Genomic DNA, 15093 nt, shown 5'->3' with positions numbered 1-15093 from the left:
CAGGGGGAAGATATGGCATATAAAGTAATTATTGTGGATGATAACCATAACACAGTGAAGTCGCTGTTATATGGTGTTGACTGGGGAGCGTTGAATCTGGAGGTGGCGGGAACCGCCTATGACGGAGAGCAGGGGAAGCGGCTGATGGAAGAAAAAAAGCCGGACATTGTAATTACGGACATCAACATGCCCTATATGGACGGACTCAGCATGGTGGAGACCTCCCTGGACCAGGATCTGGGCAGCAAGGTGATCGTGATCACCGGATACGACAAATTTCAATATGCAAGCCGTGCCATCAAGCTGTCCGTATTTGACTATATACTGAAACCAATTGATGATGACGAACTTTTAACCGCTCTGGAAAGAGCGGTTAAAAGCATTCAAAAAGACAGAAATGTTAACCGGCAGGTGACAGGCGTATTAAAGGGCCGGCTGATACTGGCCTTGATGTCCGGCCGGGACCTGCCTGTGTGGTCCCTGGTGAGCGACATACAGATCTGTAAAGGCAGCTGTGCCATGCTTGTTGCCTATGCCAATGACGGATTTTCCCAGCCCCTTCTCCAGAGGGTGGAATATTCAGAACAGCGGATCACCGGCAGAACCATATCCACCCTGTTGGAGGAAAAGCTTGTGATCTTGTGCACTTCAGAGGAAGAGGACATATCCTGGGAGATACAGTTAAAAGAAATCAGCGCTGTTTTATGTGAAAGCGACAGAACGGTCCGGATCGGGACGAGCCGGGTCTATGGGTTGAAGGATTCGGTGAAGGATCTGTATCTGGAGGCATATGAGAATATGCTGGAGGGGTATGGGGTTACAAGACCGGGAGAAATGGCAAAGACAGACATCCGCTATGGGAAAGCGGCCGACCTGCAGGCCGAGGCGGCCATGCTGGCCCAGGATATCAGGGGGACCGAGGATTACGAAAAGACATATGCCGCCTTTGAGCGGTGCACCGGGGGCAGTATCATTTCCCTTCAGGTAATGTCGGTGATCTATTGCACCAAGGTGATCCAAAAGCACAAGCAATGGGCTGTGTACCTGGATTCCGCCATCTACAGCGCGATCCAGAACACGTCCATTGAGATGTTTGGAAAATGGCTGAAGTCATTTCTAAAGGCCGTGGACCAGGCCAGGGACCAGGGAAAAGGAAAGTCGGAGCTGGTACTGAACGTGCTCCGCTATATGGAGATCCATACATTGGAGAATATCAAGCTGGAGCAGGTGGCCTCGGAGTTTTATGTCAGTCCCAATTACCTGTCTTCGCTGATCAGCAAGGAGACAGGCATCACCTTTCAGCAGCATATGATGAAAAATAAAATGGCAGTGTCCAAGCAGATGCTGGACGACACAAGGATGAGGGTGGAGGAGATCGCCTACGCGGTGGGATATGAAAACTATGTGAGCTTTTATAATGCGTTCAAACGCCTGGAAGGGATCACGCCCAGTGAATACAGAATGAGGAAAAGGGAGTAGATATGCTGGATTCCGTAAAGAAATTTGACAATCTTAAATTCAAACAAAAGCTGATCCTGGTATATTGCATTTCCCTTATTACAAGCCTGTTCTTATCCATCTGCCTGCTAGTGGTATTCTGTATCAACATATTAAAAAAGAATTATATCAATAACCTGGATGTGGTCACAAAACAGGTGGCTGATAATTTTGAGCGCAGGGTATCGGACACGGAAATGCAGCTGTTTAACACCATAAGCATGTTCCAGATCCCGGACTACATGTCCAAAATGGACGGGGACAAAAGCAGCTATGCAGGCCAGGAATTGGGATACATGGCCAACCAGCTGGTGTCCACCGTATCACCCTTTGATTTTGTATATGTTGAGACCAATAAAGGATATACCGCCGATACATCCCAGAAAATGGCGTCCGGGGGAGATGAGGCAGTGGAATTTGCAGGAAGGTTTGTTGAGGAGTCCAAGGACGCTGTGTTAAAGCAGGGTTATATGTGGGCATCGGATGAGCGGAACCACGTCTATATCCTCCATGCAGTGAGAAAGATCACATCCCTGAAGCATGTGGGGTATGCGGTGGCGCGGGTAAAGAGACAGTCAGTGGAAATGCTTAAGGATGACAAACATGACATAGCCCTGCTGTTTTACAACAGGGGAAGGAAATGCATCTATACGGAAGGCATGGAGGAACCGCTGCAGGCAGCTGTCCTGGAGCAGCTGGAGGCCGGGGGACACATGGAGGGCGGCCAGAGTTGGGATCGCAAGGCGTATTATGCCATAGAAAAGGAGAGCGCCGGGGGATGGCATATTGCGGGTATCATTCCCATGGTCAGCATTACGGGAATGGGGCGCAGCGTGGTGGTAAGCGGGATCCTGCTGGGACTCATATCCATGGTTCTGGGAAGCGGGCTGATGCACTACCTGACCCGCAAGGTAAGCCTTCAGCTGGAGGCGCTGACAAACTCCATGGCTTATGTGTCCGAGGGCAGTGTGGGGGTGGTGACCCCTGTTTACTGCCATGACGATATCGGACAGCTGACAGAGTGCTTCAACAATATGAACCAGAGGATTTCTAAGCTGCTGGACCGGATCGTGGCAGAGGAGCGCCTGAAAAACAAGGCGGAACTGGAAGCCCTGGAGTACCGGTATCGTTTTTTGCAGACCCAGATCAACCCACATTTTATATACAATGCTTTAGAGACAGTGAATGCGGTTGCCAAGATCAATAAAGCGCCCCAGATCAGCAAGGCCATCCAGCTCATCGGCAAGTATTTCAGGAGCATAACCGCCTATTCAGACCAGCAGTTTATCACCCTGAAGGAAGCGTTCAGTTCACTGGAAATATACATGGAGATCTATCATTATATCCAGGAGAATAATCTAAAGGTGGAGATCGATTATCCCCAGGAGCTGAAAGATGTAAAGATCCCCACCATGATCCTCCAGCCCATTGTGGAAAATTGTTTTGTCCATGGTATGCGTTCCGTTGAGGAGCTGTTTGTGATCCGCCTGAAGGCAGGACAGGCTGGGGATCATGTCCGAATCACCATAGAGGATAACGGAAATGGGATCAGGGAGGAGGTATGCGGAAGCCTCAGTGAATCCAGGCAGGGAAAGGGGGCCCATTCCGGGATCGGGCTGGCCAACATCACGGAGCGCCTTTTCCTGCTCTATGGGGATGAGGGCAGGCTGTCTATTGAAAGCAGCGGATCCGGGACAATTGTGACGATCACAGTGCCACCCCATTGTGTATCCCACGGACCTGGTTTATAATGGATAAACAGGAAAAAAGATAAGAGAGGATAGACCATGATTTCTATATTATATGAAGATCAGGATATTATCGTAGTACAAAAACCCCCGGGCGTGGAATCCCAGTCAGCCCGCGGATTTGCCCCGGATATGGTCAGTGAGATACGCCGCCATCTCCACAATCCACAGGATATCCACAAGCTAACCACAGCTAATTCCGGGTCCCAGCCCCCGTATGTGGGAGTTATCCACAGACTGGACAAGCCCGTGGGCGGTATTATGGTATATGCCAAAAACCAGAAGTCGGCAGCATCCTTAAGCGCCGCTTTACAGGACAAAAAAGTGGAAAAGTCATACATGGCGGTGGTATGTGGAAAACTTGTGGATAAACAGGGGGCATATGTGGATTATCTACGGCAGGACAAGAAAAACAACACTTCGTCTATTGTGGATAAGTCGGTGAAAGACAGCCGGAAAGCGGTCCTTAACTACAGGGAGATGGAAGTTATCCACAACCCTGGGGACGGAGAAAAATTCCTCTCATTAATAGATATTGAGCTCCTTACAGGGAGGCACCACCAGATAAGGGTGCAGTTTGCCGGTCATGGCACCCCCCTCTATGGGGATGGGCGGTATGGTATACACATATCCACAAAGGTTGACATAAAGGAGAAGCCTTCAGGGAGGATCTCCGGCCAATCTCCGGCCCTTGCCCTGTGCGCATACCGCCTGGCATTTCCCCACCCCGCTGCAGGGGAGAGGATGTGCTTTGAGATCAAGCCTTCCGGCGGTGCATTTGACTTGTTTTCATCATTAAAATAGGCGTAGCATCTATGGAGGCTAATATTAATGTTGCTGCTATCTGCCCGATTAACTGCCGGATATTGTTTTGATACCTCCTAGAAAGCAGACATGCACAGAGAATACGCAGTCCGCATATTCATGATCTAGCTGTCCTCCATATTTTTGGGCGCACAGGGAGGCGCTGCTTAGGCCGATTCCGTGAAGCATCCGGTCGCGCTTGCCGGATATAAGTCTTCCATTTTTGCAGCAGGGGGCATTGGGGGATGAATTGGAAATGTCAAAAAAGATCATTTCCCTCATACGGCGTATTTTGACAAGGATCCAGCCTTGGCCATGGGGCATCCGGGCGCTTGCCTCGTAGGCATTGTCGAGAAGATTGGAAAACAAACTACAGATATCCTGGTCCTCCATGGGATAGAGGTTCAGGGCATCTGCCTGTATGGTAAAACGGATACCGGCCCGTTTTGTCCGGCCTTTGGTATGGTTTAAAAGCACATCCAGAGTAGGCGTTCCGGTCCACACATCAGGTGTCAGGTGGTCCAGGGGGGCTCTTAGTTGGCTGATGTAAGCGCCGGCATTTTCCGTATCGCCCTGTCTTACCATGCCATCCAGGATCAGCAGATGGTTTTTTAAGTTGTGGGAAAGAATCTCCTGTTCCTTCTGTATTTGCTGCATCATCCCGTATTCCTGTTGTATCAACCTGTCCTTAAATTCCAGGATACTGCGCATTTCCCGCTCCTTAATATAATTGGCGTAAAAGAGCATGATCAGGCAGAGACAAAGGAGGATGACCAGACAGAGTCCCCAGCTGAACAGGGTGAGGACCGATATTTCCTTCAAGGTAAACATGGATAGATAACCTGTACCTAGAATGCCGAATAGGGATACGAAAAATACCATCCTTGGATTGTAAAATAGGGTTTCACGAAATGCTCTGCGCGCCATCAGATAAAATAGAAACAGCATGGCTTTGTCAACGGCAAGGTAAACGCATCTCCACAGGGACAGCTGGTTTAAAATAAACCGGGCAAATTCCTGGTTGCCTGCCATAACACCCATGACCGACATACAGAAGTAGTTGATGATATACATACAGAGGAAATAAAAACTCACCAGGGAAACCGCGTAAAACAGATCCACGTGAAACAGTACAACCGTAGTCATGCAGATAAAAAACACAAACCATAGGGTGGAGATCAGGGGATCGATTCCAAAATGGTCCATAGCCCTCACAGAGCCCACCAGGAGCAGGGACAGAAGAAAAAAGGGCAGGCGTCCTCGGATTCTGTCCGGCAGGAAGATTCCAATATAATGGTAACATAACCATGCCTCTACAAGATTAGAGCACAATTCCATTCCAGTGTATACTTGGTTGATGGTTGCCTGGCTCATAATTTTTTCCTCCAGTATGAAGTGATGGTATTGCGCACTTCCTTCTGGTTCCTGCGGCTGACTGGAATAACGGCTCCGTTATCCAGGAACAGCTCACTACCCTCCATTTTTTCCACGTGGAACAGGTTCACAATATAACCCCTCTCCACCATTAGGAATCCTCCCTCCCTTTTGGGGGCACACAACTCCCCAAGGACCTGATCCAGGGATTTACGGTGAAGAATCTTCTCGTGTTCAAGCACAATGACCGCATATTTCTGGTCTTTGTAGATATAAAGGATGTCATCCGCTGCTATCTTCCTCATCATGCGGGAGGACTCTATTACATAAGTGTCGTGGGAATTTCTTGTCAAAAGTCCGCAGGCATCTGACAGGGCCAGGGGCAGGCAGGTTTCCAGTTCCGATTTGGGGATATAACGGAAAACAGACAGTTCATAAGCCTTGACCGCATATTTTGTATGAGATGTGACAAAGACGGTCAGTGCCAGGGGAAGGAGCTTACCTATGGCGGACGCCAGGTTCATTCCGTTGTTTTCCGGCATTTCTATGTCCAAAAACAGAAGATCAAAGTGCCTCCCCTCCTCCACGTCATAAAGCAGCTGGCTGCTGCTTAAATAGGTGGAAATGTGTATGGCACAGGGGAGGCTCTTGGCCTGTGATGTAAGTATGGTGTGGATTTGTGCCACAAAACAGTGTTCATCGTCACAAACAGCAATCCGTATCATTGTTTCCTTCCTCTCAATTTCTCACTGCATCTTTGATTATGTCTCTGCTGATCTCCTTTACCCGGTCGGAACAGTTATATTCCTCATTGTTATAGAGAAAGGAATGGAGTTGCTTTACATTGGACTCCAGGGTATTAGGGATGACACAGTCCCCGCTTTTCCCAAGAGAAGCCTGTTGGTAGGTGAAAGGAAATCCCGTGGCAGCGCTGATATTATATTTGTTTATATTGCGCGCTATTTCCAGCAGGGATTCCTGGTCCATGGAGATCCCAATCTGGGGAAGCACTGTTTCAAGCACCTTCATCAAGGTTTTAAGATCTGCTTTTTTTGCTTTATCAAACACCTGGCTGATGACGGTTCTTTGCCGTTCGGTCCTATTAAAATCCGTGTCCATTTTACGCAGACGCATATAGGAAACAGCTTGTACTCCGTCCAGATGCTGCATTCCGTACTCCTCTAAATGACTGGATGGTAAGCCTGTTATATCCGCAGTTTCTGTTATAAATGCATTGATATAGTAAAACTCAGCTTTACTTAATTCAATGTCCACTCCGCCCAAAAGGTTAATGGAATCTGCCACAGACTTCCAGTTAAATGCGGCATAGTCATCAATGGCGATGTCCAGGTTGGTACTGAGGACGGCCACATTTCCGGCCGGGCCCTGGTCCATGTAGGACCAGCTTAATTTCCCATAGGTGTTACGGGTGGTATTGTTCATAAGGTAGGTGTCCCGATATACAGATACGAGACGGATATCGCCTGTTGTGCGGTTAATGGAACAGAGCATCTGCACATCCGCATTATTACCCTTGTCTACGCTGCCATTGCGGCTGTCCAGACCAAATACTGCCACAGTCCAGTATCCGTCCAACTGTTCCAGGGTCTTTTCATCCAGGTTTGGATTGGCAGTCATAGCGGGCAATTCAGGTGTATCAGGAAGGCGCTGTACGCTGCCAGTGATTTTTGTCATATAGATGAGCACAGAGCACAGTGCAAACAATAGGGTAGACAGGCAGAGCATGCCTGCTTTTTTCAGTACGGTTTTAAATATTAAATTCATATAGGTTTCCCCTTTTCTTCTCCTGCTGCAGCTCGGAACTGTTTTATGAGCATAATTATAGCACCCTGGGGGACGGGAGGAAAGAAGTGTCCTTAAACGGGTGGATTTAGTCCGTTAGCGAGAGAAATGCAGGGCAGGGCCGTGCAATCCATGTACAGAAATAAAAAAAGCGGGTAGTCATGCCCCGCTTTCAAATCATTGCTGCTGATCAGGACAACCTCAAGGCCCATTCCTTGCAATCCCACACGTCCGTGGCCAGCCCTTCATAGAACTCCGGTTCGTGGCAGATGAGCAGAATGCTTCCCTTGTATTCCTTCAGGGCCCGTTTCAGCTCCTCCTTTGCATCCACATCCAGATGGTTTGTTGGCTCGTCCAGAAGAAGGACATTGGACTCCCTGTTGATCAGTTTACATAATCTAACCTTGGCCTGTTCTCCGCCGCTTAGGACACGCACCTGGCTTTCGATGTGCTTGGTAGTCAGTCCGCATTTTGCAAGGGCGGAGCGCACCTGGTACTGGGTGTAGGATGGAAACTCCTTCCAGATCTCTTCCAGGCATGTGCTGGTATTGCCGGGAGCCATCTCCTGTTCAAAGTAGCCGATGGACAGGTAATCACCCAGCTCCACGCTTCCGTTCAGGGCAGGGGTGATACCAAGAATACTCTTTAACAGGGTGGTCTTTCCAATACCGTTGGCGCCCACCAGCACTACCTTCTGACCGCGTTCCATCACCAGGTTCAGGGGGCGTGAAAGGGGTTCGTCATAGCCAATGATCAGGTCGGTGGTCTCAAAGATATATTTGCCTGCCGTGCGTGCGTTGAGAAAATGGAATTCCGGCTTTGGTTTTTCCCTTGCAAGTTCGATCACGTCCATCTTATCCAGCTTTTTCTGGCGGGACATGGCCATGTTCCTGGTAGCCACCCTGGCCTTGTTGCGGGCCACAAAATCTTCCAACTCTGAGATCTCCTGCTGCTGGCGCTTGTAGGCTGCCTCCAGCTGCGCCTTTTTAGCTGCATATACTTCCTGGAATTTATCATAGTCCCCCACATAGCGGTCCAGACTCTGGTTCTCCATGTGATAGATCAGGTTAATTACGCTGTTGAGAAAGGGGATATCGTGGGAAATAAGGATAAATGCATTCTCATATTCCTGAAGATAGCGCTTCAGCCATTCGATATGCACCGCATCCAGGTAGTTGGTGGGCTCGTCCAGAAGGAGGATATCGGGTTTTTGGAGCAGCAGCTTTCCCAGGAGCACCTTGGTCCTCTGGCCCCCGGAAAGTTCGGTCACATCCTTGTCCATGCCAATGTCGTTCAGGCCCAGGGCGCGGCCCACTTCCTCCACCTTGGAGTCAATGATATAAAAATCATGTGCCATCAGCAGGTCCTGGATCGTACCCAGTTCCTCCATCATGGCATTCATCTCCTCTTCACTGGCATTCCCCATGTTGTCGCAGATATGGTTCATCTGCTCCTCCATCTCAAAAAGAAAAGCAAAGGCGCTTTTTAACACATCTCTGACCGTCATTCCCTTTTCCAGCGCCGTGTGCTGGTCCAGGTATCCTACGCGGACGTTCTTAGCCCACTCCACCTTGCCTTCGTCCGGCATGAGTTTATCCGTAATAATGTTCATAAACGTAGATTTTCCCTCGCCGTTAGCTCCGATGAGGCCAATGTGCTCACCCTTTAACAGGCGGAAGGAAACATCATGGAAAATTGCGCGGTCCCCAAAGCCGTGGCTTAAATGTTCAACATTTAAAATACTCATTTGTCTTAAAACTCCTTTGATTAATGGTATTATTCTACATGACATTGGGGATTCTGACAAGCTTAAAACGGAAATACCCTTATCATTTTATCTTCCCTGTGTTATACTCATAGGCAAAGAATGAGATCAGGAGCTGACAGGATGGATAAACAGAAGATCCGCATTATTAAAAAGAATGATGAATACTCCATGGAATACCAGCCCGGTGATATTTTTACCGTGGACAGCACCTGGTATGGCGGAGTGAATGTGACCAGTGTGTCGGGAATCCCTCTGTCCCTGGACAGGGATGAATATGAAGTGCTGAAGGATGAGGGACAGCCCCCACATCCCATTGACGCCTACTCCTATGAGGTGGGCGTCATGGATTGTTTCTGCGAAATGGTGTCCAGCGGACTTAAGAAGCTTGCCATGAGCCACCCCTGTGATACAAGGGCGGAGCGCGATTCCTATCTTGGCCAGGTGCAAAGGCTCTGCACCGAGTATGGGATCCGGTATTACCCCGAGGACCAGGCATTGATAACAGACCTGTTCCCGGAACGGGCGAATAAGGACAAGTTTAATTACCTGTTTTTCCGAACAGAGGATGTATTGGAACAGTATATGGCATTAAAGGAAAGGCAGAGATGCCTTATCAGGGATAATGGGTACACGGCACAGGCGCGTTATGAACTGGCCGTGGAATTTGGACTCCTTTTGTCCTACCCGGAGGATGGGATCGCCAGGCTGATCCAAAAGGCAACCGGGAAATAGCAGACAGAGAATTACAACGGTGTACTCTCGGAATCAGAGAGTACATAACCATGATCAGGAGGAAATTGTGGAACATCAAGGGCAGGAGAATCAAAAGCAGGAGAATCAAAAGCAGGAGAATCAAAAGCAGGGATACCAGGAGCAGGGACATAAGAGGCGGGTCCGCTATAAAGGCACCCATCCAAAGAAATATAATGAGAAATACAAAGAACTGCAGCCGGAAAAATATCCGGAGACAGTGGCAAAGGTGATCAGTAAGGGGAGTACTCCCGTAGGTATGCACATTTCCATCATGGTAAAGGAGATACTGGAGTTTCTTCAGATCCAGCCGGGACAGAAAGGCTTGGACGCCACTCTGGGATACGGCGGGCATACCCAGGAAATGTTAAAGTGCCTGCAGTCAAAGGGGCATCTGTACGCCCTGGATGTGGATACCATCGAGATGGCCAAAACCAGAGAGCGCCTTTTAAAGCTGGGATATGGGCCGGAGATCCTTACCATCAGGCAGCTGAACTTTGCCCATATTGACCAGGTGGCCGCGGAGGCGGGACCCTTTGATTTTATATTGGCGGACCTGGGCGTTTCATCCATGCAGATCGATAACCCGGAGAGAGGATTTTCTTTTAAAAAGGACGGGCCGTTGGACCTGCGCCTGGATTCTGAAAAAGGGATCCCAGCATCCCAGCGCCTCATGACCATTTCACGTGAGGAGCTTCAGGGAATGTTAATTGAGAATTCAGACGAACCCTACGCGGAGGAGATTGCAAAGGCTATTGTGAATGAGATCAAAAGGGGAAATGAGATAACCACTACCACCAGGCTGAGGGAGGTCATTGAGACTGCCCTTTCCTTTATCCCTGAGGCGGACCGGAAAGAGGCTGTTAAGAAATCCTGCCAGAGAACGTTCCAGGCCCTGCGTATTGACATCAACAGCGAATTTGAGGTTTTATACCAGTTTCTGGAAAAACTGCCGGATGTCCTGGCGCCGGGGGGACGTGTTGCCATTCTCACCTTTCATTCCGGGGAGGACAGAATTGTTAAGAAATCTTTTAAGCAGCTGCACAAGGCGGGGATCTACAGCGAGATCGCCTCAGATGTGGTGCGTCCTTCCGCGGAGGAGTGCGGCATCAACAGCCGCGCCAGGTCAACAAAGATGAGATGGGCTGTGAAGGCGTAGAAGGTCCCCGTCATTTGCCGGGTACGCCTGCTTTTGGTATAATAAAACGGAACAAGTGAAACAGGGCATATATGAATCGGAACATATATGACAGGAACAGGGAGACACAGCCATGAATATACAGATATTTGGAAGAAGCAAGTGCTTTGAAACAAAGAAGGCGGAGCGGTATTTTAAAGAGCGAGGGATTAGATTCCAGTCCATAAACCTGAATGAGAAAGAGATGAGCAGGGGAGAATTTACCCGTGTGAAGCAGGCGGTGGGCGGCCTGGAGAACATGATCGACCAGGCATGCAGGGACCGGGATCTGCTGGCTTTGATACAGTACATTGCCCAGGAAGACAGGGAAGAGAAGGTGTTTGAGAACCAGAAGGTGTTGAAACCCCCCATTGTGAGAAACGCATCCCAGGCTACGGTGGGATATCACCCGGAGATATGGAAAACCTGGGAATAGGGCATATACCTGGGAATAGGGCGTATATAAGAAATGTACAATGCCGGGAGACGGTTTTGGAAAGTGATGCCAACAGGATGATGGTTCGCAATATCGGGATGTGAGGCGGAGGTATGGGAAAATGGAACGCTGTGATGCAAAGGAACTGAAAAAGATCCTGCGAAAAGAAATCAGGGCAAAGATAGAAAGTTTGGATCCTGAATACTGTATACAGGCGGACCGGGACATTTTTAAACAGGTGACAGAACTGGAGGCATACAAACAGGGGAAGGCTATTTTCTGTTTTGTGGGCACCAAGGGGGAGATCGACACGGCCCCCATCATAAACCATGCCCTAAGCCTGGGCAAACAAGTGGCTGTGCCAAAATGCAGGTCCAAAGGCATCATGGATGCACGCCTGATCCAGTCCCTGTCAGATCTCAGGGTTGGGTTTTACGGGATTATGGAGCCGGATGAATATGCTCCCTGTCTCGGGCCGGAGAAGGTGGACCTGGCCATCATACCCTGCCTGTCCTGCAGCAGCAGTGGAAAGCGCTTGGGTTACGGCGGCGGATACTATGACCGGTACCTGGAACATGTGACAGGCCTGAAGGCTGTTATATGCAGGAGACAGATTATGAGGGATGATATTCCTGTGGAGGACCATGACCAGGATGTGGACCTGGTGATCTGCGAAGAAAACATATGGAGACTAGGGGAAAATGATCTTTTTGTGTCAGGGGGAAATAGTTAAATAGTTAAAATAGTTAAAGTTCTATGAAATCACGGATTTCCCCTTGACAAGTTGAGAAAAAAGGGATAAACTCATTAAAACTTCATAAGCATTGCGACACAGCTCGAAAGGGAGTAGTTTAGATATATTGTCAACATACTCGATTCGTAAGGAATCTGGCAATATATACCGTCATGGTTACAAGACTTTTATGTGTGGTTTGCAGATATTTACATATTCTGGCAAGCCATTCATGGAAGTCTTTTTTAATGCTGATACTAAAAAGACGGTTGCTGGCGCAGAAGATGGACTGATCAAGGAGGAGAGCATATGAAAGAATTTTATCAACAAACAAAAGAAGAGTTGCTGCAGCAGTTTCATGTCACGGGACATGGACTGTCCGGTGAGGAGTCGAAAAAGCGCCTGGTTGAATACGGGGAAAATGTCCTGGAGGAGGGAAAGCGCAAAAGCACCCTTCAGGTATTTTTTGAGCAGTTTTGCGACCTGCTGGTGGTGATCCTGATCATTGCAGCTCTTATTTCCATGGTGTCCGGCAATGTGGAGAGCACCATTGTCATCATTGCAGTCATTGTACTTAACGCGATCCTGGGAACCGTGCAGCATGCAAAAGCGGAAAAGTCACTGGACAGCCTTAAATCCCTGTCATCCCCCAACGCAAAGGTACTAAGGGACGGGCAAAAGATTGAGATCCCTTCCGCCCAGGTGGTTCCCGGTGATATCCTGTACCTGGAGGCAGGCGATCTGGTGGTGGCGGACGGCAGGGTCCTGGAAAATTATTCCCTTCAGGTGAATGAAAGTTCCCTTACCGGTGAGTCCACCAATGTAGATAAAAGCGATGGGCTGATCCATGATGACTGTGCCCTGGCCGACCGCGCCAATATGGTGTATTCCAGCGGTCTTGTAACCTACGGAAGGGCGGTGGTTCTTGTAACCTCCACCGGCATGGGGACGGAAATCGGAAAGATCGCGGCTCTCATGAATGCAACCAAGGAAAAGAAAACACCCCTTCAGATCAGTCTGGACCAGTTTGGAAGCCGTCTGGCCATGGGCATTATGGTCATCTGCGGCCTGGTATTCCTGCTGAGCCTGTACCGTGATATGCCTGTTCTGGATTCCCTGATGTTTGCAGTGGCCCTTGCAGTGGCTGCCATTCCGGAGGCCCTGAGCTCTATTGTCACCATTGTGCAGGCCATGGGAACTCAGAAAATGGCAAAGGAACACGCCATCATCAAGGAACTGAAGGCAGTGGAGAGCTTGGGCTGTGTATCGGTCATCTGCTCTGATAAGACAGGGACGCTGACTCAGAACAAGATGACTGTACAGAACATTTATATTAACCAGGAGATCATTTCCATAAACCAGCTGAATCTGCGCAACCAGCTTCACCGCTACTTGCTTTATGATGCGATCCTTACCAACGATTCCTCCATTGTGGACGGCAAGGGGATTGGCGATCCCACGGAGTTTGCCCTTGTGGAAATGGGCCGCAAAGCCACGGTGGATGAAAAACTGCTTCGGGAACTGATGCCCCGTCTGGAGGAGATTCCCTTTGACTCCGACAGAAAGCTGATGAGTACTAAATATGAGCTTCACGACATTCCAACCGTACTTACAAAGGGTGCCCTGGATGTGCTTTTGGACCGGACCGTCAAGATCCGCATGGAATCCGGGGTCAGGGACATTACCCAGGAGGATAAGGATGCCATCCTGCAGAAAAACCTGGAATTTTCCCAGGAAGGCCTTCGGGTGCTGGCTTTTGGTTATAAGGAAGTTCCTGAAAATTATACCCTGTCCCTGGACAATGAAAATGACTTCATTTTCCTGGGCCTGATCTCCATGATGGATCCTCCAAGGGAAGAATCCAAGGCAGCGGTTGCTGACGCCAAAAGAGCCGGCATCAAGCCTGTGATGATAACCGGAGACCACAAGATAACGGCCACGGCCATTGCAAAGCAGATCGGCATATTTGAGGACGGCGATATTGCCATGACAGGCCGTGAACTGGATGCCATGACAGAGGAGGAGTTAGACCGGAGCATTACCAGTATTTCCGTGTATGCCAGGGTTTCACCTGAAAATAAGATCCGTATTGTGGATGCATGGCAGAGAAGAGGATCCATTACAGCCATGACAGGCGATGGGGTCAATGATGCGCCCGCACTGAAAAAGGCGGATATCGGCGTTGCCATGGGCATCACAGGAACGGAAGTTTCCAAAGATGCGGCTGCCATGATCCTGACTGATGACAACTTTGCCACCATCATCAAGGCCGTGGCAAATGGACGTAACGTGTACCGCAATATTAAGAACGCCATCAAGTTCCTGCTGTCAGGCAACATGGCAGGCATCCTGTCCGTTTTGTACACCTCACTGGCAGCATTGCCCGTGCCCTTTGCACCGGTCCACCTGCTGTTTATCAACCTGTTGACAGACTCACTGCCCGCCATTGCCATCGGTATGGAACCGGCTGAGAAGGATCTGCTGGCAGAGGCACCCAGAAATCCAAAAACCGGCATCCTTACAAAGGACTTTATGCTCACGATCCTGACACAGGGCGGAATCATTGCAGTCTGTACCATGATCGCTTTCCATATGGGACTTTCCGGCGGGGATACGGGAATTGCCAGTACCATGGCATTCTCCACCCTGACCCTGGCGCGTCTGTTCCACGGATTTAACTGCAGAAGCAAACACAATATCTTCAGGCTGGGCTTTTCCAGCAACTGGTACAGCCTGGGAGCGTTTGCAGCCGGTGTCTGTCTGCTGGGGCTTGTAATGTTCGTACCGTTTCTACAGAAACTGTTCTCAGTCACACCGCTGTCATCCGCACAGATGGGAGAGGTATGCCTGCTGGCTGTGATCCCTACCGTGATCATCCAGGTATCGAAAATCTTAAGAGATTTTAGCCATAGGAATTAACCGGTATATGTGATATAATGTCCACATAGGCAAACGCAGTGCCGGAAGTTCGGGCGCTGCAGACCAGCAGGAGAAAGGGGCGGT

General features: G+C 49.4%; 12 protein-coding genes. 8 read left to right on the top strand and 4 right to left on the bottom strand.

The genetic code is table 11. The annotated features are described in order from the left end of the window. Positions 1 to 12 precede the first annotated feature (12 nt). Genes CLFS41_RS17710 through CLFS41_RS17700 form a run of 3 tightly spaced genes read left to right on the top strand, consistent with a single transcriptional unit; the run spans position 13 to position 4049 of the window. On the top strand, positions 13 to 1479 hold the full coding sequence (locus tag CLFS41_RS17710) for a response regulator (RefSeq protein ID WP_007861887.1): 1467 nt from the start codon (positions 13 to 15) through the stop codon (positions 1477 to 1479). Positions 1480 to 1481: 2 nt separating this feature from the next. After that, a complete protein-coding gene (locus CLFS41_RS17705) occupies positions 1482 to 3248 on the top strand; it encodes a histidine kinase (protein WP_045093021.1) in 1767 nt (588 codons plus the stop codon). A 36-nt stretch (positions 3249 to 3284) separates the two neighbouring features. Next, positions 3285 to 4049 (top strand): RluA family pseudouridine synthase, encoded by a 765-nt coding sequence (locus CLFS41_RS17700; protein ID WP_045093020.1) that lies wholly within the window; start codon positions 3285 to 3287, stop codon positions 4047 to 4049. A gap of 48 nt (positions 4050 to 4097) precedes the next feature. Here the strand turns inward: CLFS41_RS17700 and CLFS41_RS17695 are convergent, their stop codons facing one another. The 4 genes from CLFS41_RS17695 to CLFS41_RS17680 all read right to left on the bottom strand — a co-directional run bounded on the left by CLFS41_RS17695 (position 4098) and on the right by CLFS41_RS17680 (position 8973). Continuing rightward, positions 4098 to 5423 (bottom strand): sensor histidine kinase, encoded by a 1326-nt coding sequence (locus CLFS41_RS17695; protein ID WP_045093019.1) that lies wholly within the window; start codon positions 5421 to 5423, stop codon positions 4098 to 4100. Next, entirely contained in the window at positions 5420 to 6148 is a 729-nt protein-coding gene (locus CLFS41_RS17690; protein WP_045093018.1) for a LytTR family DNA-binding domain-containing protein, read from the bottom strand. Before CLFS41_RS17690 ends, CLFS41_RS17695 begins: the two co-directional genes overlap by 4 nt. A gap of 13 nt (positions 6149 to 6161) precedes the next feature. Continuing rightward, the gene (locus tag CLFS41_RS17685) at positions 6162 to 7208 is read right to left on the bottom strand and encodes an LCP family protein (protein ID WP_045093017.1); all 1047 of its coding nucleotides are present in this window, start codon (positions 7206 to 7208) and stop codon (positions 6162 to 6164) included. 208 nt (positions 7209 to 7416) lie between these two features. Beyond that, positions 7417 to 8973, bottom strand: coding sequence for an ABC-F family ATP-binding cassette domain-containing protein (locus CLFS41_RS17680; RefSeq protein WP_045093016.1), 1557 nt, complete (start codon positions 8971 to 8973; stop codon positions 7417 to 7419). Between the two features lie 141 nt (positions 8974 to 9114). Here CLFS41_RS17680 and CLFS41_RS17675 point away from each other — a divergent pair, with 141 nt between their 5' ends. From CLFS41_RS17675 to CLFS41_RS17655, 5 genes are all read left to right on the top strand, one after another. Continuing rightward, positions 9115 to 9726 carry a hypothetical protein gene (locus CLFS41_RS17675; protein ID WP_045093015.1) on the top strand — a complete coding sequence of 204 codons (612 nt, stop codon included), beginning with the start codon at positions 9115 to 9117 and terminating at the stop codon, positions 9724 to 9726. Positions 9727 to 9793: 67 nt separating this feature from the next. Further along, positions 9794 to 10903, top strand: coding sequence for a 16S rRNA (cytosine(1402)-N(4))-methyltransferase RsmH (rsmH, locus tag CLFS41_RS17670; RefSeq protein WP_045093014.1), 1110 nt, complete (start codon positions 9794 to 9796; stop codon positions 10901 to 10903). A gap of 112 nt (positions 10904 to 11015) precedes the next feature. Continuing rightward, the gene (locus CLFS41_RS17665) at positions 11016 to 11357 is read left to right on the top strand and encodes an ArsC family transcriptional regulator (protein ID WP_045093013.1); all 342 of its coding nucleotides are present in this window, start codon (positions 11016 to 11018) and stop codon (positions 11355 to 11357) included. Positions 11358 to 11478: 121 nt separating this feature from the next. Then, positions 11479 to 12090 (top strand): 5-formyltetrahydrofolate cyclo-ligase, encoded by a 612-nt coding sequence (locus tag CLFS41_RS17660; RefSeq protein ID WP_007861857.1) that lies wholly within the window; start codon positions 11479 to 11481, stop codon positions 12088 to 12090. A 309-nt stretch (positions 12091 to 12399) separates the two neighbouring features. After that, positions 12400 to 15009 carry a cation-translocating P-type ATPase gene (locus CLFS41_RS17655; protein ID WP_045093012.1) on the top strand — a complete coding sequence of 870 codons (2610 nt, stop codon included), beginning with the start codon at positions 12400 to 12402 and terminating at the stop codon, positions 15007 to 15009. Positions 15010 to 15093: the final 84 nt, after the last annotated feature.

It is taken from the genome of Clostridium sp. FS41, assembly GCF_000954015.1.
GTDB classification, from domain to species: Bacteria; Bacillota; Clostridia; order Lachnospirales; family Lachnospiraceae; genus Enterocloster; species Enterocloster citroniae.
Note: the sequence above shows the minus strand (reverse complement) of the source record. Positions and strands in the feature narration are given on the sequence as shown.

What these genes read in the sequence shown, in the direction of transcription:
- CLFS41_RS17710 (WP_007861887.1), top strand. Translation starts at nt 13, where the DNA reads ATGGCATATAAAGTAATTATTGTGGATGATAACCATAACACAGTGAAG.
- CLFS41_RS17705 (WP_045093021.1), top strand. Translation starts at nt 1,482, where the DNA reads ATGCTGGATTCCGTAAAGAAATTTGACAATCTTAAATTCAAACAAAAG.
- CLFS41_RS17700 (WP_045093020.1), top strand. Translation starts at nt 3,285, where the DNA reads ATGATTTCTATATTATATGAAGATCAGGATATTATCGTAGTACAAAAA.
- CLFS41_RS17695 (WP_045093019.1), bottom strand. Translation starts at nt 5,423, where the DNA reads ATGAGCCAGGCAACCATCAACCAAGTATACACTGGAATGGAATTGTGC.
- CLFS41_RS17690 (WP_045093018.1), bottom strand. Translation starts at nt 6,148, where the DNA reads ATGATACGGATTGCTGTTTGTGACGATGAACACTGTTTTGTGGCACAA.
- CLFS41_RS17685 (WP_045093017.1), bottom strand. Translation starts at nt 7,208, where the DNA reads ATGAATTTAATATTTAAAACCGTACTGAAAAAAGCAGGCATGCTCTGC.
- CLFS41_RS17680 (WP_045093016.1), bottom strand. Translation starts at nt 8,973, where the DNA reads ATGAGTATTTTAAATGTTGAACATTTAAGCCACGGCTTTGGGGACCGC.
- CLFS41_RS17675 (WP_045093015.1), top strand. Translation starts at nt 9,115, where the DNA reads ATGGATAAACAGAAGATCCGCATTATTAAAAAGAATGATGAATACTCC.
- CLFS41_RS17665 (WP_045093013.1), top strand. Translation starts at nt 11,016, where the DNA reads ATGAATATACAGATATTTGGAAGAAGCAAGTGCTTTGAAACAAAGAAG.
- CLFS41_RS17660 (WP_007861857.1), top strand. Translation starts at nt 11,479, where the DNA reads ATGGAACGCTGTGATGCAAAGGAACTGAAAAAGATCCTGCGAAAAGAA.
- CLFS41_RS17655 (WP_045093012.1), top strand. Translation starts at nt 12,400, where the DNA reads ATGAAAGAATTTTATCAACAAACAAAAGAAGAGTTGCTGCAGCAGTTT.